The 18,206-nt window shown below is 67.3% G+C and carries 17 protein-coding genes; 11 read left to right on the top strand and 6 right to left on the bottom strand.

The window, feature by feature from the left end:
* The first annotated feature begins 315 nt into the window (after positions 1-315).
* The gene (locus CJZ78_RS10285; protein ID WP_094561237.1) at positions 316-531 is read left to right on the top strand and encodes a hypothetical protein; all 216 of its coding nucleotides are present in this window, start codon (positions 316-318) and stop codon (positions 529-531) included.
* Between the two features lie 974 nt (positions 532-1,505).
* Here CJZ78_RS10285 and argJ read toward each other — a convergent pair.
* The gene (argJ, locus tag CJZ78_RS10295; RefSeq protein WP_369802051.1) at positions 1,506-2,747 is read right to left on the bottom strand and encodes a bifunctional glutamate N-acetyltransferase/amino-acid acetyltransferase ArgJ; all 1,242 of its coding nucleotides are present in this window, start codon (positions 2,745-2,747) and stop codon (positions 1,506-1,508) included.
* A gap of 3 nt (positions 2,748-2,750) precedes the next feature.
* Here argJ and coaE point away from each other — a divergent pair, with 3 nt between their 5' ends.
* On the top strand, positions 2,751-3,320 hold the full coding sequence (gene coaE / locus CJZ78_RS10300; protein ID WP_094561239.1) for a dephospho-CoA kinase: 570 nt from the start codon (positions 2,751-2,753) through the stop codon (positions 3,318-3,320).
* Here coaE and gatB read toward each other — a convergent pair.
* A complete protein-coding gene (gatB, locus tag CJZ78_RS10305) occupies positions 3,310-4,818 on the bottom strand; it encodes an Asp-tRNA(Asn)/Glu-tRNA(Gln) amidotransferase subunit GatB (protein ID WP_094561240.1) in 1,509 nt (502 codons plus the stop codon). The two genes, coaE and gatB, sit on opposite strands and share 11 nt — an antisense overlap.
* 135 nt (positions 4,819-4,953) lie before the next feature.
* Between gatB and CJZ78_RS10310 the strand changes: the two genes are divergently transcribed.
* From CJZ78_RS10310 to CJZ78_RS10320, 3 genes are read left to right on the top strand one after another with little or no spacing between them, the layout of a single operon-like run.
* Positions 4,954-5,208, top strand: coding sequence for a type II toxin-antitoxin system Phd/YefM family antitoxin (locus CJZ78_RS10310; protein ID WP_094561241.1), 255 nt, complete (start codon positions 4,954-4,956; stop codon positions 5,206-5,208).
* On the top strand, positions 5,205-5,618 hold the full coding sequence (locus CJZ78_RS10315; protein ID WP_094561242.1) for a type II toxin-antitoxin system VapC family toxin: 414 nt from the start codon (positions 5,205-5,207) through the stop codon (positions 5,616-5,618). Before CJZ78_RS10310 ends, CJZ78_RS10315 begins: the two co-directional genes overlap by 4 nt.
* Positions 5,615-6,724: an FAD-dependent oxidoreductase gene (locus CJZ78_RS10320; protein WP_094561243.1), complete on the top strand. Its 1,110-nt coding sequence runs from the start codon at positions 5,615-5,617 to the stop codon at positions 6,722-6,724. The genes CJZ78_RS10315 and CJZ78_RS10320 overlap by 4 nt, the downstream gene beginning before the upstream one ends.
* A 13-nt stretch (positions 6,725-6,737) precedes the next feature.
* Here the strand turns inward: CJZ78_RS10320 and ndk are convergent, their stop codons facing one another.
* A complete protein-coding gene (gene ndk, locus CJZ78_RS10325; protein WP_094561244.1) occupies positions 6,738-7,196 on the bottom strand; it encodes a nucleoside-diphosphate kinase in 459 nt (152 codons plus the stop codon).
* A 100-nt stretch (positions 7,197-7,296) separates the two neighbouring features.
* Between ndk and CJZ78_RS10330 the strand changes: the two genes are divergently transcribed.
* From CJZ78_RS10330 to speA, 3 genes are read left to right on the top strand one after another with little or no spacing between them, the layout of a single operon-like run.
* Entirely contained in the window at positions 7,297-7,554 is a 258-nt protein-coding gene (locus CJZ78_RS10330; RefSeq protein WP_094561245.1) for a type II toxin-antitoxin system Phd/YefM family antitoxin, read from the top strand.
* Entirely contained in the window at positions 7,551-7,958 is a 408-nt protein-coding gene (locus CJZ78_RS10335; RefSeq protein ID WP_094561246.1) for a type II toxin-antitoxin system VapC family toxin, read from the top strand. Before CJZ78_RS10330 ends, CJZ78_RS10335 begins: the two co-directional genes overlap by 4 nt.
* The gene (speA, locus tag CJZ78_RS10340; protein WP_233128685.1) at positions 7,952-9,916 is read left to right on the top strand and encodes a biosynthetic arginine decarboxylase; all 1,965 of its coding nucleotides are present in this window, start codon (positions 7,952-7,954) and stop codon (positions 9,914-9,916) included. The genes CJZ78_RS10335 and speA overlap by 7 nt, the downstream gene beginning before the upstream one ends.
* Here the strand turns inward: speA and CJZ78_RS10345 are convergent.
* The 3 genes from CJZ78_RS10345 to alaS all read right to left on the bottom strand — a co-directional run bounded on the left by CJZ78_RS10345 (position 9,913) and on the right by alaS (position 13,587).
* Entirely contained in the window at positions 9,913-10,578 is a 666-nt protein-coding gene (locus tag CJZ78_RS10345; protein WP_369802052.1) for an SIMPL domain-containing protein, read from the bottom strand. The two genes, speA and CJZ78_RS10345, sit on opposite strands and share 4 nt — an antisense overlap.
* A 46-nt stretch (positions 10,579-10,624) precedes the next feature.
* Complete coding sequence (locus tag CJZ78_RS10350; RefSeq protein ID WP_094561248.1) at positions 10,625-10,813, bottom strand: hypothetical protein; 189 nt, start codon at positions 10,811-10,813, stop codon at positions 10,625-10,627.
* Between the two features lie 89 nt (positions 10,814-10,902).
* On the bottom strand, positions 10,903-13,587 hold the full coding sequence (gene alaS / locus CJZ78_RS10355; protein WP_233128680.1) for an alanine--tRNA ligase: 2,685 nt from the start codon (positions 13,585-13,587) through the stop codon (positions 10,903-10,905).
* Positions 13,588-13,649: 62 nt separating this feature from the next.
* On the opposite strand from alaS, the gene CJZ78_RS10360 reads away from it, so the two are divergent.
* The 3 genes from CJZ78_RS10360 to CJZ78_RS10370 all read left to right on the top strand — a co-directional run bounded on the left by CJZ78_RS10360 (position 13,650) and on the right by CJZ78_RS10370 (position 18,205).
* Entirely contained in the window at positions 13,650-14,093 is a 444-nt protein-coding gene (locus CJZ78_RS10360; protein WP_233128682.1) for a hypothetical protein, read from the top strand.
* 10 nt (positions 14,094-14,103) lie between these two features.
* Positions 14,104-17,220, top strand: coding sequence for a DEAD/DEAH box helicase (locus CJZ78_RS10365; RefSeq protein WP_094561251.1), 3,117 nt, complete (start codon positions 14,104-14,106; stop codon positions 17,218-17,220).
* Between the two features lie 178 nt (positions 17,221-17,398).
* The gene (locus CJZ78_RS10370) at positions 17,399-18,205 is read left to right on the top strand and encodes a CsgG/HfaB family protein (protein WP_158217069.1); all 807 of its coding nucleotides are present in this window, start codon (positions 17,399-17,401) and stop codon (positions 18,203-18,205) included.
* Position 18,206: the final 1 nt, after the last annotated feature.

An 18,206-nucleotide genomic window follows, 5' to 3' on the forward strand; every position in this document is an offset into this window, starting at 1 on the left:
AAACCTCGCTGGCCCATGGAAAGCATGTAATCTTGGAGCCTTAGTATAATTCAAATTCGGTCGCTATCAAGCGGTCTTGCGATTTTTCAAGGTGCCCATATTTTGATTTCCGAGGCGACCTGCAACTTGAGCAGCAGGTCCCCCAGATCCTCCTCGTCGCCTGCTTCGTGAGTGGTGAAGGTCGCTGAGTCGGTCACTGGGTCTGGACGCTTGTGCCCATTCTCGCCTGTGGGACTGGGTTTTGCCCGCTATGCGGTGTGTGCATAGTTTCAGCGGATGCCTGTGGAAACACTGTGAGCAGTCGCATCCGCCACCATGACCACTCTGACGACCGCTGCCCTTTCCACAGAGATCCTTGAGAGCACCCTGCTCACTCTGGAGCAGATGACCACACGCCTTACGGTGCTGGCGCTGAATGCCTCAAGGCACCCTGAGCAATCCTACAGAGTACGGATGCTTCTGGGGGACCTGCTGGCGGACATTCAGGACTGTGAGGAGCAGTTGGGGACTTATGCCCCTCTGGACGCCTGACACCTCTTGGTCCGCTGGTGCTGCCTGAACGTCCACTGGTTGCCCTTTACGACCATTCCGCAATGCTCACAGGTGCTTGTGGGGACTTCTTTGATCCAGTTGGCGGGTCGTTCTCCCACCAGTTCCCTGCGTGAGGGGTCAATACCCCTGCCTCGTTGGTAGCGACTGAGTGCAGGCGCAGTCGTGACAAACCCAGTCTCCAGGCATCGGAACAGCAGATACTGCCCTCTGAGGTTTTGGAGTTTTGTTGGCACCTACACCTCTACTTCTTGCTGCCTTCCAGGTCGGTGTCAGATCCGTTCTGATGACCGTTCAAGTGCTTCTCGCAGGCGCTAGCACTCGTGCCCATAAGCAGCGTCACAGCGGTCAGGGCGAGTAGCAACAGGCGCTTCATCTGGTCTTGTTAGGTCTTTTGAGCAGGGCATTGGCGTTTCCTGCTCTTGGCGACTGCCTCGGCGATAAGGGACTCAATGGACTCCTTGACCTTCCCGCCCCATTACGAGTAGTACAGGTGTATCCGCCCGCCAGTGATGCCTGCTGTCCGCCCTGTGCCACCTGCGACCCCCTCTGAGGAATGGGATTTCCTTGAGTGGAATGTCCTCAAACCCTCCCGCACGGGGTCTGTCTGCATCACCTGCCAGCACTTCCGTTACGAGGTCGGCAAGCATTGCGTCACCCTTCTTACCTGTCCGATTCATCAGGGTCTGATCCCCCAGGGCGAGCACCTGACAAAAAGGTGCTCTCAGTGGGTTGCTCGGCAGGAGGTGGCGGTTGGGTGGTGCCCTGAGGGTGGGTGAAACCACCTCTGCTTACGGCAGAAATACTTGCCTAACAATGGATCTGAAGAAAAGATCCCGATCTGAACGTAACGACTTCCTGATGGGCACTGGGATTTACGTCTGTCTCCTCCGTAAGCGTTGCGTAAGCGTCGCTCTAGCACCCCTCAAAACCCTTGCAGCAGAACAGATCTGCTTCTACGTCGTGTAATCGGCGTTAATGCGGACATATTGATCCGAGAGGTCGCAACCCCAGGCCACGCCTGAGCCGGGGCCGACGCCCACCACCAGGCGAATCAGCACCGTGTCGTTGCGGAGGTAGCCGCTGGCGGCGACGCGATCAAAGGCCAGGGGCTGGCCGGCGGCCATCAGCTGGTGCTCGCCCAGCCAGAGGGCGACGGCGTTTGGATCAAAGGGCACACCGGCGCGGCCGGCGGCGGCCACGATCCGGCCCCAGTTGGGGTCGCGGCCGTGCACGGCGCACTTCACCAGCGACGAACCGCAGACGGTGCGGGCGATGGCGCGGGCGCCGGCGTCATCGGCCGTGCCCTCCACCTGCATCTCGATCAAACAGGTGGCGCCCTCGCCGTCACGGGCGATCGCCTTGGCCAGGTGTTGCGACACCGCCGTCAGGCCGGCCTCCAGCGCCTCGAAGTGCTCGGGGCTTAAGCGCTCGCCGGCTGCAAAGGCCAGGAACGTGTCGTTGGTGCTGGTGTCGCCGTCCACCGTGATCGCATTGAACGAGCGATCCACCGCCCGCTGCACCATCGCCTGCCACACATCCGCCGGCACGCCGGCATCACAGGTGAGGGTGCCGAGCATCGTGGCCATGGTGGGGTGGATCATTCCCGACCCCTTGGCCATGCCGCCGAGGCGCACGGTGCGGCCGCCGAGATCGGCCTCCAGGGCGATCTGCTTGTCCACCAGATCGGTGGTGAGGATCGCCGTGGCCGCCGCCCCGCCACCCTCCGGGCTGAGGGCCGCCACCAGCGGATCCAGGCCCGCCAGCAGGGTGGGCATCGGGATCGGCACGCCGATCACGCCGGTGGAGCAGATCAGCACGGCCCCGGCGGCCAGCCCCAGGCGCTCGGCCACCGAGGCGGCGGCGGTGAGGCTGTCAGCCAGGCCGTGCTCTCCGGTGCAGGCATTGGCCTGGCCGGAATTGGTGAGCACGGCGCGGGCGTGGCCGCCGCTGATCGCCAGGCGCTCGGCGCAGAGGTCCACGCAGGCCGCCCGCACCAGGGAGGTGGTGAAGGTGCCGGCGCATACGGCGCCCTCGGGGGCCAGCAGCAGGGAGAGGTCGGGCTTGCCGGAGGCCTTCAGCCCCGCCGTGATCCCCGCCGCGAGGAAGCCTCTAGGGGCCGTGATGCCGCCGGGAATGGGGTGCCAGGGGTGGGTCAAGGCGCTGCGGCCACTGGCTGCATCCTGAACCACACTGATGCGATGGCCTCCACCCCCCAGCGCCGCATCGGCCTCACCGGCGGCATCGCCAGTGGCAAAAGCAGCGTTGGCCAGCTGTTGGCGGCGAGGGGGCTGCCGGTGCTGGATGCCGATGTCTATGCCCGCGAGGCGCTGGCACCCGGGAGCCCGGGGGCGCAGGCGGTGCTGGCGCGCTACGGCACGCTCGATCGCGCCGCACTGGGGCGGATCGTGTTTGCCGATGGGGCCGAGCGGCAGTGGCTGGAGCAGCTGGTGCATCCGCTGGTGCGGGCGCGCTTTGCGGCCGAGCTGGAGCGCCTGGCTGCGGCGCCGGTGGTGGTACTGATGATTCCGCTGCTGTTTGAGGCGGGCCTCGAAGCGCTCTGCAGCGAGGTGTGGCTGGTGGACTGCGAGGAGGCCCAGCAGCTGGCACGGCTGATGGGGCGCGATCAGCTCAGCGAAGCTGACGCCCGCGCGCGGATCGCCGCCCAATGGCCCCTTGCGCGCAAACGGGGGCTGGCGGATGTGGTGCTCAACAACCGCGTTGGGCCGCAGCAGCTGGAGCAGGAGGTGGAGCGGGCGCTCAACCCTTGAGCTTCTGGCTGAGGATTTGGTTGGCGAGCTTGGGATCGGCCTTGCCGCCGGTTTGCTTCATCAGCTGGCCGACAAAAAAGCCCTGCAGCTTGGTTTTGCCGCCGCGGAAGGCCTCCACCTCCTCGGGGTGGGCCGCCAGCAGCGCCTCCACGCTCGCCGTGATCGCCGCCGGGTCGCTGATCATGCCCAGCCCCCGCTGCTCCACGATCGCCTTGGCAGAACCGCCCCGCTCCAACAGCTCCGGCAGGATCTCCTTGGCGATCTTGCCGCTGATCACACCGCCCTCGATCAGCTGCACCATCTCCGCCAGCTGATCGGGCCGGAGGGGCAACTCCGCGATCGGGAGCTTGTTGGCGTTCACATATGCAGCAATGTCGCCGGTAACCCAATTGGAAACGGCTTTGGCTTCGGCCCCGGCCGCCACGGCCGCCTCGAAGTACTCCGCCATCGGGCGTTCATCGGTGAGCACCCGGGCGTCGTAGATCGACAGCCCCAGCTGATCGGCGTAGCGGTGGCGCTTGGCGGCCGGCAGCTCCGGCAGCTCGGCGCGCCAGGCCTCCCGCTGCGCGGGGCTCACCTCGATCGGGCCCAGATCCGGATCGGGGAAATAGCGGTAGTCGCTGGCGCCCTCCTTGGAGCGCATGCTCTTGGTGAGCTGCTTGCCCTCATCCCAGAGGCGGGTTTCCTGCACCACCGGCTCACCTGCCTCATAGGCCTTGATCTGGCGCTGAATCTCGAAATCGATCGCCTTCTGAATGGCGGAGAACGAGTTCATGTTCTTGATCTCCACCTTCGTGCCGAAGGGGGCATCGGGGCCGCGCCGCACCGAGATGTTCACGTCGCAGCGCAGGGAACCCTCCTGCATGTTGCCGTCGCTCACACCCAGGTAGCGCATGATCCGGCGGATCTCCGAGGCGTATTCCGCGGCTTCGCGGCCGGTGCGCAGATCCGGCTTGCTGACGATCTCAGCCAGGGCCACACCAGCGCGGTTGTAGTCCACCAGCGAATGGGTGGAGCCAGCCAGGCGATCGCTGCCGGCGTGCACCAACTTGCCGGCGTCCTCCTCCATGTGCAGGCGCTCAATGCCGATGCGCTTGAGATATGTGTCCTTGCCTTTTTCGGCCACCTCCACTTCGATCCAGCCGTCTTCGGCGATCGGCTCGTCGTATTGGGAGATCTGGTAGTTCTTGGGCAGGTCGGGATAGAAATATTGCTTGCGGTCGAATTTGCTGTGTTCAGCGATGTGGAGGTTGAGGGCCAGGCCCGCCTTCACCGCATACTCGAGCACCTTCTGATTCAGCACCGGCAAGGTGCCGGGCAGGCCGCACACCACCGGGTCGATGTGAGTGTTGGGGTCGTCGCCGAAGCACGTGGAGGCGCCGCTGAAGATCTTGCTGGCGGTGCCCAGCTGCACGTGGGTCTCCAGGCCGATCACGGCTTCCCAAGGAGCCTGCTGGGATGGGGCTCGTGATGCTGGGGCTACTGCCGCGCCTGCCATGGCCTGTATCGATGCCTCAGCCGATCCTATGGGGAGCCCCTGGACGCCGGCTTGACGGGGCGAGGTGGCTCCGGGGCGGATCGTGATTGACGCTGGTTAGCTAAGCTAAAACTAAGTCCAGAAGTTTCTGCGGCCATGGCCTACCCGCCATTCCCCCCTGAGCCAACACCAAGCAACCGGCCCCAGCTGGTGAATGTGCATGAGGCCAAAACCCAGCTCTCGCGCCTTCTGCTCCAGGTGGAGCAGGGCGAGGAGATCTGGATCGCCAGAGCAGGCAAGCCGGTCGCCCGCCTCAGCGCCTGGGTACCAAGCCCCAGCGCCGCCCACGCACCAGGCGCCATGCGCCACGCCATTGCCATCGCCGCCAACTTCGACGCACCGCTGCAATGAAACGCCTGCTGCTCGACACCCAGGTGCTGCTCTGGTGGCTGGCGGACGACCCGCGCCTACCGGCCTGGGCCATCGCCGCCGTGCAGGCGCCGGGGGCCGAGGTGTTCGTGAGCCAGGTGAGCCTCTGGGAACTGGCCCTCAAGCAGCGCCAAGGCCGGGTGCAGCTCGACCTGGCCCGCCTGGAGCAGGAGGTGACCCGTCAGCACTTCCACTGGCTGCCCCTGCTCAATGAGCACCTGCTGGCCTTGGCCGAGCTGGATAGCAGCGCCGCCCCCAGCGACCTCTTCGACCAGCTGCTGCTCGTGCAAAGCCGCCAGGAACCACTGCTACTCATCACCGCTGACGCTGCCCTGCGCTCCTGCGGGGCCACGGTGCTGGGGCTGGAGCCAGCGGCGCCTGCCCAGCCATGACTGCAGCCAAGGGGGCAACCATCACGGTGCTGGGGGGCGGCCTGATGGGCCTGGCCCTGGCCCATCAGCTGGCCCGGCGCGGGGAGTCGGTGCTGGTGCTGAGCCGCCGCCGCAGTGAAGCCGCGGGCTTCGTGGCGGCGGGCATGCTGGCGCCCCACGCCGAAGGGCTCAGCGGCGACCTGCTGGCCCTGGGCCAGGCGAGCCTGGCGCGCATTCCCGCCTGGGTAGCGCAGATCGAAGCCGACAGCGGCCTGCGCTGCGGCCTGCGGCCCTGCGGCATCGTGGTGCCCTTCCCCAGCGCCGCCGCACGGGACGCCTACCCCACCGCCGCCTGGGGTGAAGCCCTGGATCGCCGCGGCCTGGAACAGGAGGTGCCCGGCATCGGCCCAAGCTGGCAGGCCGGGCTGCTGTTTGCCCAAGACGGCCAGATCGACAACCGCCGCCAGTTGATGCGGGCCCTGGAGCGGGCCTGCGTGGAGCTGGGGGTGACCTTCCAGGAGGGCACCCAGGTGCTGGGCCTCGAGCGCGACGGGGCCGGCACTCTCCAGGCGGTGCACCTACGCAATGCCGAAGGCGACGCCCAGCGGCTGCCGGCCCAGCGGGCGGTGCTCGCCTGCGGCGCCTGGAGCGCCAAGCTGTTGCCCGTGCTGCCGGTTGTGCCGGTGAAGGGCCAGATGCTGTCGCTGCAGGGGCCGCGCCAGGCCCTGGGCCGGGTGATTTTTGGCCCAGGCACCTATCTGGTGCCGCGGGAGGACGGACTGCTGGTGGTGGGGGCGACCAGTGAGGCCGAGGCGGGGTTCAGCGAGGGGCTGACGCCTGCGGGCCAGCGCCAGCTGCAGGACGGCATCGCCGACCTGCTGCCCGAAGCAAGTGCCTGGCCGCCGATGGAGCGCTGGTGGGGCTTCCGCCCCTGCACCCCCGACGAGGGGCCGCTGCTGGGGAGAAGTCCGATTGCGGGGCTATGGCTGGCCACCGGCCACCACCGCAACGGCGTGCTGCTGGCCGCCATCACCGCCGAGCTGGTGGCAGCGGCCATCAAGGGCGAAGTGTCGGCTGAAGCACACCGCCAACTGGACGCCTTCAGCTGTCGGCGCTTCTCGCCTTAGCGGCCTGGGCGCCTCAGCCCTCGACGCGCCAGGTCTGATCGGCTGGGGTCCAGTCGCTCAGTTCGGCGGGGCTGAACCAGAGGCCAATCTCGAATTCGGCGGTTTCGGGGGCGTCGGAGCCGTGGATCACGTTGCGACCGATGTTCACGGCCAGATCGCCGCGGATCGTGCCGGGTTCGGCCTCCAGGGGCTTGGTGGCACCGATCAGTTTGCGGGCGCTGGCGATCACGCCGTCGCCCTCCCACACCATCGCCACCACCGGGCCGGAGGTGATGAACTCCACCAGGCCGGCGAAGAAGGGGCGCTCGCGGTGCACGCCGTAGTGGCTCTCGGCCAGCTCACGGCTGGGGGTGAGCTGCTTGAGGCCCACCAGCTTGAAGCCCTTGCGCTCGAAGCGCCCCAGGATTTCGCCCACCAGGCCGCGCTGAACGCCGTCGGGCTTGATGGCAATGAAGGAGCGTTCGGTGGCCACAGGGTGCAAAAGCAAAGGTGGCGTCATCGTGTGCGGCAGGCCTGCCGCTTGGCAAGCACCCACGCTTCTGACTAGGGTCAGATGACTATGGGCTGAATGGATGCCGGGAGCCACCCCGCCCCGCTGGATCTCCAAATCCCAGTTCAAGGCCCATGCGCTGGCGCTGTTCCGCGACATCGAGACCAGTGGTCAACCGCTGGTGGTGACCGATCACGGCCGGCCGGCACTGGAGGTTCGCCCCTATCGCCCCGCCCCCAACCAAGCGTCCGACCCCCTGCAGCTCCTGCAGGGGGCAGTGCTGCACTACGACGACCCCTTCGCGCCCGTCGCCGAAGGCGATTGGGATGCGCTGGCGTGATCCTGCTCGACACCCATGCCCTGATCTGGTGGGTGAATGGCGATCTGGATCGCCTATCCCCCGCCGCCAAAGCGGCCATCGACGACGCCGGCACTAACCCGCTGGAGCCGGGCCTGCTGGTGTCGGCCATCAGCTGCTGGGAGGTGGCCATGCTGGTGAGTCGCGGGCGGCTTGCCCTCAGCATCAGTTGCGAGCGCTGGCTTGAGCTGCTGGGCTCGATCCCTGCACTCAGGCTGCTCCCCCTGGAGCCCCGGGTGGCCGTGGCCGCCACCAACCTTCCCGAACCCTTTCATCCCGATCCCGCCGACCGGTTCCTGGTGGCCCAGGCCCGCGAGCTGGCGATCCCCCTGGTGAGTGCAGACTCCAAAATCAGGACCTACCCCCACGTGCAGACCCTCTGGTGACCCTGACGAACAGCGACACCTGGACTGCTGCCGACAGCGCCGCCCTCTACGGGTTGGATCGCTGGGGTGATCCCTACTTCTCGGCGAGCGATCGCGGCCACGTGATGGTGCAGCCCCGCGGCGACCGCGGCGGCTCCCTCGATCTGGTGGAGCTGGTGCAGGAATTGCAGGGCCGCGACCTGTCGCTGCCGCTGCTGATCCGCTTCGACGACATCCTCGAAGACCGGCTGGAGCGGATCCACGGCGCCTTCGAACGCGCCATCGCTCAATACGGCTACGGCGGCCGCTACCAGGGCGTGTTTCCGGTGAAGTGCAACCAGCAGCGCCACGTGGTGGAGGAACTGGTGGCCTGCGGCAAGCGCTGGCATTTCGGCCTCGAGGCCGGCAGCAAGGCGGAGCTGCTGATTGCCCTCTCGCTGATTGACGACCCCGAGGCGCTGCTGATCTGCAACGGCTACAAGGACCAGCGCTACATCGAGACGGCGATCCTGGCGCGGCGGCTGGGCCGCCAGCCGGTGGTGGTGATCGAGCAGGCCGACGAGGTGGAGCGGATCATCGCCGCCAGCCAGGAGCTGGGCGCCGCTCCCCTGATCGGCATCCGCGCCAAGCTCTCAGCCCGCAGCACCGGCCGCTGGGGCAGCTCGGTGGGCGAAAGGGCCAAATTCGGGCTGTCGGTGCCCAACCTGCTCGCCACGGTGCAGGCGCTGCGGGCCGCCAACCTGCTCGGCGAGCTGCGGCTGCTGCACTTCCACGTGGGCAGCCAGATCAACGACATCGCCGTGCTCAAGGACGCCCTGCAGGAAGCCGGCCAGATCTACGGCGAGCTCACCCGGCTGGGGGCGCCGATGGGCTATCTGGATGTGGGCGGCGGCCTGGGCATCGACTACGACGGCAGCCGCACCGCCAGCGCTGCCTCCACCAACTACTCCCTGCAGAACTACGCCAACGACGTGGTGGCGACGGTAAAGGAGTGCTGCGCGCCCCACGGCATTCCCGTGCCCACCCTGGTGAGCGAAAGCGGCCGCGCCATCGCCAGCCATTTCTCGGTGCTGGTGTTTGACGTGCTCGGCGCCGGCAGCCTGCCCGGAGCCGTGCCGCCGCGACAGAACGACGAAGCGCTGATCCTGCGTAACTTGCGCGACACCTACGCCGCGATCACGGCAACTGAGGTCGCGGTGGAAGCCAGCGTTGAGGCGCTGCAGGAGGCCTGGAACGACGCCCTCAAGTTCAAGGACGACGCCCTGGCCGCCTTCCGCCTCGGCTACCTGGGCCTGCCGGAGCGGGGCCTGGCCGAGCAGCTCACCTGGGCCTGCTGCCAAGCCATCGCCGAGCGGCTGGCCCTGCTGCCGGCCGAAGCCGTGATCCCCGAGGAGCTGCGCGCCCTGCCGGCGGCCCTGGCCTCCACCTACTACGCCAACCTCTCGGTGTTCCGCTCGGCCCCCGACACCTGGGCCATCGACCAGCTGTTTCCGGTGCTGCCGATCCACCGGCTCGACGAACGGCCGCAGAGCCTGGGCAGCTTCGCCGACCTCACCTGCGATTCCGACGGCAAGATCGCCCGCTTCATTGATCCGGCCGGGCGCTCCGGGCGGGGCCAGGTGAAACCGCTGCTCGAGCTGCACAGCCTGCGCGCCGGCGAGCCCTACTGGATCGGGATGTTCCTCGGCGGGGCTTACCAGGAGGTGATGGGCAACCTGCACAACCTGTTCGGCAGCACCAACGCCGTGCACCTCCGGCTCAAGGCCAGCGCTGGCTACCAGCTCGACCACGTGGTGCGGGGCGACACCAACGCCGAGGTGCTGGAGGCGATGGAGCACAACCCGGAGCTGCTGCTGGAGCGGCTGCGGGTGGCCAGCGAAGAGGCGATCGGCCGCGGCCAGCTGCGCATCAGCGACGCCCGCCGCCTGATGGCCCACCTGGAGGCCAGCCTGCGCCAGACCACCTACCTGCAGAGCTAACGGGCGCAGAAGCGGGCCTGGAGGCTGAGGCGGTCCGTTTGTCCGGGGAGCTCGGCCGGATCAAAGGGGGGAACCGACCCATCCGCCAGCGCCATCGCCCGCAGCGGCACCGGTCGTGCCCCGCCATCGAGCTGCACCTCCAAGGGCTGAACCACCCGCAACCCCATGGCAGCCGCCACATCCTGGGCCTGCTGGAGCGCGTCCTGATAGGCCGCCCGCAACAACTGGCGGCGGGCGGAGCGGTCGCCGGCCCCATCGGCCTCAGGAGCCACGGGGGACAGACGCACGCCGAGCAAACCCCCCACCTGCCGCACCAGCGGCTGCAGCAGGGCAGGGGCCAGCTGGCCCGACACCTGGAGGCTGGCCTGAACCAGCTCAGGCAGACCCCGGCTTGCCGGCCGTTTCCAGGTGGACGGCGAGGTGACCTGCAGGTTGCTCACCTGCAGAGCCTGGAGACGGCGGCGAACCTCAGCCAAACGCCGTTGCAGGCTGGCGAGGGCCGCATCGCTGCTGGGCTCCTCCGCTTCCAGCGCCAAGGAGAAGCGCAGCCGCTGGGTGGGGCGCTTCAACTCGGCACTGCCGCGGGCTTCCACCACAGCGCCGCCACAGGAGAGCTGGATCTGGGCCTGGGCCCATCCCGGCAGGGGAACCAAGGCCAACACAGCGGGCAGCCACCAGACCACACTCCGGCCCATCGGTCCTCTGCGCCTACAAACAACAGCTTGGCTGGCGCATCAACTGATCAGCCACATCATGCGGCGTTTGGGTGGGATCCACCCAGGCACTGCAGCGGTTGGAGTCGCCGTCGCACCAGCCCTCCAGCTGCAGCCGGCTGCCCAGCAGCACCAGCTGGAAGGTCCAGTCGCGGCGGGCATGAATCACAAAGGTGCTGGCCATGGCGCAGCTCCTCACAGCACGAACTGACCCCACAGTTCCCACGCTGTGCCGCCACGCCAGCCGGCGGGAGCAGTTCCCCAGCTGGCCGCTCAGCTCAGCTTCGCCTCCAGCTCTGCGCGCGCCTGCGCCAGCGCCCCATCCAGGGCTGCGCCATCGCGCCCACCAGCCTGGGCCAGGTTGGGCCGGCCGCCGCCGCCGCCGCCGCAGGCTTTCGCCACCCCACCGATGAAGGCGCCGGCCTTCGGGCCGGCGGCGATCACCGCCTTGCCGAAGGCCGCCACCAGGATCACCTTGCCGAGATCAGTGGGATCGGGCAGACCGCCCAGCACCACCGCCGCCCCATCGCCAAGCTGGTCGGCCAGGCCCTGCGCCGCCCCCTGCAGCCCGGCGCCCTCCACGCCATCGAGGCGGGCCACCATCAGCTGGAAGGGAACGCCACCGGCGCCAGCCCCCACCGCTTGGGCCTGGGCCACAAGCGCTGCGGCCTTGGCCGCCGCCAGCTCAGCGCGCGCTGCCGCCAGGGCCTTCTGCGTGGCCTTGAGCTCATCGGCCAGCTGGCCCACCCGCTCCACGATCTCGCCGGGCTGGGCCTTGAAGCGCTCGGCCAAGGGCTTCACCACCGCCTCGCGCTCCTTCAGGTAGGCCAGCACCGCCGGGCCCGCCACCGCCTCAATGCGGCGGATGCCGGCGGCCACGCCGCTCTCGGCCACGATCTTGAACAGGCCGATCTCGGCGGTGTTGGCCACGTGGGTGCCGCCGCAGAGCTCCATCGACACGCCGGGCACGTCCACCACCCGCACCACATCGGCGTACTTCTCACCGAACATCGCCACGGCGCCGGCGGCCTTGGCCTGCTCGATCGCCATCTCCGCCACCTGCAGGGTGTGGGCCTCGCTGATCCAGCCGTTGATCAGGGCCTCGATCTGCTCGAGCTCTGCGGGGTTCACGGCGCGGGGGCAGTGGAAGTCGAAGCGCAGGCGGTCGAAATCCACCAGCGAGCCGGCCTGGCCGATGCCGGGATCCACCACCTGCTTGAGCGCCGCCTGCAGCAGGTGGGTGGCCGTGTGGTTGGCCTGGGCGCGGCGACGGCAGGCCCGATCCACCTGGGCATTGAGCAGATCGCCCACCGCCAGGCTGCCGCGCTCCACCCGGCCGCTGTGCACAAACACCGAGCGGTTGCGCGAGACCGCTTCGATGCTCACGATCACGCCGTCGCCGCCGGTGCCGGTGCCGCTCAGCACGCCGCGATCGCCCACCTGGCCGCCGCCCTCGCCATAGAAGGGGGTGGAATCGAGCACCAGCTGCACGCTGTCGCCGGCCACCGCGCGCTCCGCCGGTTCGCCGTTCACCACCAGGGCCAGCACGCAGCTGGGGTGCTCCAGGGCCTCGTAGCCCTTGAAGGCGGTGGCCTCGGCGGCGGAGGCCACCTGATCAATCGCCTCCTGCAGGGTGAGGTCGATGCTCACCGCCGCGGCCTTAGCTCGCTGGCGTTGGGCCTCCATCGCCGCCTCAAAGCCCGCCAGATCCACCGTGAGGCCGTGCTCCTCAGCGATCTCCTCGGTGAGCTCCAGCGGGAAGCCGTAGGTGTCGTAGAGCTCGAAGGCCTGGGCGCCGGAGATCTGGCGGGGCTTCGCCGCCAGCACATCCGCCAGCAGCTTCTCGCCCCGCTCCAGGGTTTCCAGGAAGCGGGCCTCCTCGCGCGCCAGCTCCGCCAGGATCACCTCGCGGCGCTCCACGAGCTGGGGGTAGGCGTCCTGCATCAAGGCGATCGAAGCCTCGCCCATCGCCGTCAGAAACGGCTTGTCGATGCCGAGGAGCCGTCCGTGGCGCACGACGCGGCGCAACAGCCGGCGCAGGATGTAACCGCGGCCGAGATTGCTGGCCGTCACGCCGTCGCAGATCAGCTGGGTGATGGCACGGCTGTGGTCGCCGATCACTTTGAGAGAGGTTTGGCCCTTGTCGCCCTGGGCGCAGTAGTCGATCCCCGCCAACCCCGCCGCCGTTTCGATCAGCGGATAGATCAGATCGGTTTCATAGTTGTTCGGCACCGCCTGCAGGATCTGGGCCATGCGCTCGAGGCCCATGCCGGTGTCGATGTTGCGATTGGCCAGCGGCGTGAGGGTGCCCTCCGCGTCGCGGTTGTACTGCATGAACACCAGGTTGTAGAACTCGATGAAACGGCTGTCGTCCTCCAGATCGATGCCGTCGTTGCCGAGCTCGGGCTTGAAGTCGTAGTAGATCTCCGAGCAGGGGCCGCAGGGGCCGGTGGGGCCTGAGGCCCAGAAGTTGTCGGCCTCATCCATGCGGATGATCCGCTTGGGGTTCACGCCCACCCCATCGCGCCAGATCGCCTCGGCCTCGTCGTCTTCGCGGAAGACGCTCACCACCAAATTTCGAGGCGAGAGCCCGAACACCCCGGTGCTCAGCTCCCAGGCCCACTGGATCGCCTGCTCCTTGAAGTAGTCGCCGAAGGAGAAGTTGCCGAGCATCTCGAAAAACGTGTGATGCCGCGCGGTGCGGCCCACGTTTTCGATGTCGTTGGTGCGGATGCACTTCTGAGAACTGGTGGCCCGCGGCGCCGGCCGCTGCTGCTGCCCTAGGAACACCGGCTTGAACGGCAGCATGCCGGCAATGGTGAGCAGCACCGTGGGGTCGTCGGGAATCAGCGAGGCGCTGGCCATCGGTTGGTGGCCCCGCTGCTCGTAAAAGTCGAGAAAGGCCGCACGGATCTCGGCGCCGCTCTTGGGCAGTCCGGTGCGGGGATTGGCGGCCATGGCGGAGCAAAACAACCCTGAGCAGGGCATGATCGCCCAGCACTGGTCCGCGCCCGATCCCTGTGTCTGTGGCCGAAAGCGAGCCCCGCGCCCAGCTGCGGCTGCAATCGATCGGCTGGGCCCTGGCCGCAGCAGCCGTAGCCGGCCTGCTTGAGCTGCTGGCCACCGGGCTCGGTCCTGAGCTGAGCACCGCCCTCGATCCCGCCTTGCGCTCGGCCGGGTGCGGCTTTTTCTATGGCCTGCTGGCTTTTCACCTGCAGCGGGTCGACCCCGATGACAGCCATCTGCAGGCCGGATTGGTGGGCGCCGTGTGTGGCATTCGCAGCCTCGGCAGCCCCCTGGAGCTCGTCGCAACCCTGCCCACTGGGCTGATGGGCCTGCCAACTGTGATGATGAAGCTGATTCGCGGGTGGCTGCCCCTCTGGCTGCCGCTGATCGGCAGCGCCCTGGTGCTGCATTCAGCGCAGCGCCTGGCCCCACGCCTCCTGCCCGCCCGACGGCCTTGAGGCCGGGTTCATGAGTCTGCTGCACGCCACCTGGCTGTTTCCCCCCGAGGGTTCGGGTGGCCGCCTGTTTCTGTGGGCTGACACCTGGCGTGTGGCCACCCCCGCCGTGCCCAAGCTCGAGGCCCCCGAGCACCCGCTGGCCCTCAACGAAGACGACCTGGCCACCTGGCTCGACGACAACGGCCTCTGGACCGAGGCCCTGCGTCCGGCCCGGGCCACCCTGAGCCTGCCCAGCCGCAGCCAGGCCGCCAAGGGCCGCCGCACCAGCGCCAGCAGCTGGAGCGGCCTGCCGCTCCAGGCCGGTGAGCCGATCCCCAAGCAGCTGGAGTGGTGGCCCTGGCAGGTGGAGGGCTGGGCTCTGGATTCGGCCAATGCGGGCGAATGGCTGAGCCAGCTGCCCCTGGCCGGCGAGCACCCGGAGATGGCCGATGAGCTGCGCTGGTGGAGCCACCTGCAGCGCTGGGCCCTGAGCCTGATTGCCCGGGGCCGCTGGCTGCCCCAGATCGACGAGGGCAAGGCCCGCTGGCTGCCGCTGCTCAACCGGGAAGACGACCGCCGCCGCCTGGAAGACCTGGCTAGCGGCCTGCCCCAGGTGGCCACCTGCGCCCTGGCCGCCGGGCCGATGGGCGATCCGGCCTTGGCTTGCCGGCGCCCAGGCAGCGGCCGGCTGCGGGTGGCCAGCCTGCTGGAGGCGCTGCTCGACGGCCAGCTGCGGGCGGGCTTCAGCCCCAGCGCCGAAGGCCTCGATCCGCTGCTGGCGGCCTGGCAGAAGGCCCTGGGCAAGGGCGACGGCAGCCTCAACCTGGGCGAGGAGGAGCTCGAGCGCCTCAGCATCGCCACCCACCACTGGCGCGAGGGCGTGGCGGGCAAGGTGGAGCCGGCCCGCACCTGCCTGGAGCTGTTCACCCCCGCCGAAGGCGAGGAGCTCTGGGAGCTGCGCTTCGGCTTGCAGGCCGAGGCCGACCCGAGCCTGCGGGTGCCGGCCGCCGCCGTGTGGGCCGCCGGTGATCGGGGCCTGCAGATGGGCGAGATCGCTGTGCCCCAGCCCAGCGAGCTGCTGCTGGAGGGCATGGGCCGGGCCTTAACGGTGTTTGAACCGATCCAGCGGGGCCTGGATTCGGCCACCCCCGAGGCGATGCAGCTCACCCCGGCCGAGGCCTTCGTGCTGGTGCGCACCGGCGCGGCGCAGCTGCGGGACGTGGGCGTGGGCGTGGTGCTGCCCGCCAGCCTCTCCGGCGGCCTGGCGAGCCGGCTGGGCTTGTCGATCACGGCCGAGTTGCCGAAGAAATCGCGCGGCTTCACCCTGGGCGAATCGCTCAGCTTCAGCTGGGAATTCATGATCGGTGGGGTCACCCTCACCCTGCGTGACCTGGAGCGCCTGCAGGCCAAGCGCAGCCCGCTGGTGCAGCACAAGGGCGCCTGGATCGAGCTGCGCCCCGCCGACCTGCGCAACGCCGAGCGGTTCTGCGGCGCCGATCCAGGCCTCAGCCTCGACGATGCCCTGCGGCTCACCGCCAGCGACGGCGACACCTTCCACCGGCTGCCGGTGCACCGCTTCGACGCCGGTCCGCGGCTGCAGGCGGTGCTGGAGCAGTACCACCAGCAGAAGGCCCCCGATCCCCTGCCCGCACCGCCGGGCTTCTCCGGGCAATTGCGGCCCTACCAGGAGCGGGGCCTGGGCTGGCTGGCCTTCCTGCACCGCTTCGACCAGGGCGCCTGCCTGGCCGACGACATGGGCCTGGGCAAGACGATCCAGCTGCTGGCCTTCCTGCAGCACCTCAAGGCCGAAGAGGAACTGAAGCGGCCGGTGCTGCTGGTAGCGCCCACCTCGGTGCTCACCAACTGGAAGCGGGAGGCCCACGGCTTCACGCCGGAGCTCTCGGTGCGGGAGCACTACGGCCCGCGCCGGCCGTCCAGCCCCGAAGCCCTCAAAAAAGCCCTCAAGGGCGTCGATCTGGTGCTCACCAGCTATGGCCTGCTGCAACGCGACAGCGAACTGCTGGAGAGCGTCGACTGGCAGGGGATGGTGATCGACGAGGCCCAGGCGATCAAGAACCCCAGCGCCAAGCAGAGCCAGGCGGCCCGCGACCTGGCACGCCCCGGCCGGCTCAGCAAAGGCGGCAGCCGCTTCCGGATCGCCCTGACCGGCACGCCGGTGGAAAACCGCGTCAGCGAGCTGTGGGCGCTGATGGACTTCCTCAACCCCAAGGTGCTGGGCGACGAGCCCTTCTTCCGCCAGCGCTACCGGCTGCCGATCGAGCGCTACGGCGACATGGCCTCGATGCGCGACCTCAAAGCCCGCGTCGGGCCCTTCATCCTGCGGCGCCTCAAAACCGATAAGTCGATCATTTCCGACCTGCCGGAGAAGGTGGAGCTGCACGAGTGGGTGGGCCTGGCCCCCGAGCAGAAGAAGCTCTACAACCGCACCGTCGACGAGAGCCTCGACGCCATCGCCCGCGCGCCCCTGGGCCAGAAGCACGGCCAGGTGCTGGCCCTGCTCACCAAGCTCAAGCAGATCTGCAACCACCCGGCCCTGGCGCTCAAGGAAGACGCCGACGCCGTGCTCGCCGCCGGCAACGGCAACTTCAGCAGCCGCAGCGCCAAGCTGCAGCGGCTCGAGGAAATCCTCGAAGAGGTGATCGAAGCGGGCGACCGGGCGTTGCTGTTCACCCAGTTCGCCGAATGGGGCCTGCTGCTCCAGGCCCACCTGCAACGCAAGTGGCGCCAGGAGGTGCCGTTCCTGTATGGCAGCACCAGCAAAACCGAACGCCAGGCGATGGTCGACCGCTTCCAGGACGACCCCCGCGGCCCCCAGCTGTTTCTGCTGTCCCTCAAGGCCGGTGGCGTCGGCCTCAACCTCACCCGCGCCAGCCACGTGTTCCACATCGACCGCTGGTGGAACCCGGCCGTGGAAAACCAGGCCACCGACCGCGCCTACCGCATCGGCCAGCAGAACCGGGTGCTGGTGCACAAGTTCATCACCAGCGGCTCGGTGGAGGAGAAGATCGACCGCATGATCCAGGAGAAGTCGAAGCTGGCCGAGGAGATCGTCGGCTCCGGCGAAGACTGGCTCGGCGGCCTCGATGTGGGCCAGCTCAAAGACCTGGTCAGCCTCAGTGAGGAGTAAGAGAGGCCTCGGCAAGCAACGCAGGGGACGATTCCACCAGCAACAGGTTATGCAGAAACAGCATAATTCCCGAGGATGCCATGTGATAAATTGGACAAGTCGGGCCACCCGACTACAAACCCAACAGCACAAAGTGGCAACTAAAAATTTCGCACAATGCGCTATTGGGCGTGCAGCCTTGCAAGCGCTTACCGCGAGCGCATTCATTTTTCTTGGGAGCGCCAGCGCAGAGTCACTCAACATAGGGAAGGGCGAAGTTGAGCGATCTATAGCCACAAGAAGCCAGCCCCCTGTCTCAATAGCGGTGAGAAAAATCACCAATATGGCTGGACAATACGCCGAAGATGGACGAGATGCCGAAGGAAATCTAGTCGGCTGGTTTAAGCCATCTTACCAAATAAGATTAGCCGAGATTCTGGCAACAGAGCTTTCAAATACCGGCCATTTTACGGTTGTCGAAAGAGACAAGCTTTATGCCGTACTAGAAGAGCAGGCCCTCACAGAGGTCAATCCACGGACCGCGGCCAAAAAGGGGAATATAACGGGAGCCAAATATATTATTCTTGCGTCGCTTAGTGATTTTGTTCCAAACGTAAATCGCACGCGAAAAAATCAAGACGGACGCGTGCTTATTTTTGCCTTTGGGAACGACAGAGAGAACGTCGAAACCTATGTTGCATTTGATCTTAGAGTTATTGATACTACTACCGGAGAAATAGCAATAAGCAGAACGATTGAGGGCACGTCCCAATCCACCCACAAAGCAGACCGATTCGGCATGTCATTCGGTTTCTGGGGAGGCGGTGCATCTGAAAATCAAACATCAGAAACAACACCAGCCTCCCGAGCCGTTCGAGCAGCGATGATTAACATTGTTGAATATCTAAATTGCTCCCTTTATCTGAAAGACAGCTGTCTCAGCACCTACAAGGCTATGGATGAGAAAAGAAAGATGAATACCAAGGGAACACTGAATTTATTTTAAT

The sequence above is a fragment of the Synechococcus sp. 8F6 genome, assembly GCF_002252665.1.
Classification (GTDB): domain Bacteria; phylum Cyanobacteriota; class Cyanobacteriia; order PCC-6307; family Cyanobiaceae; genus Cyanobium_A.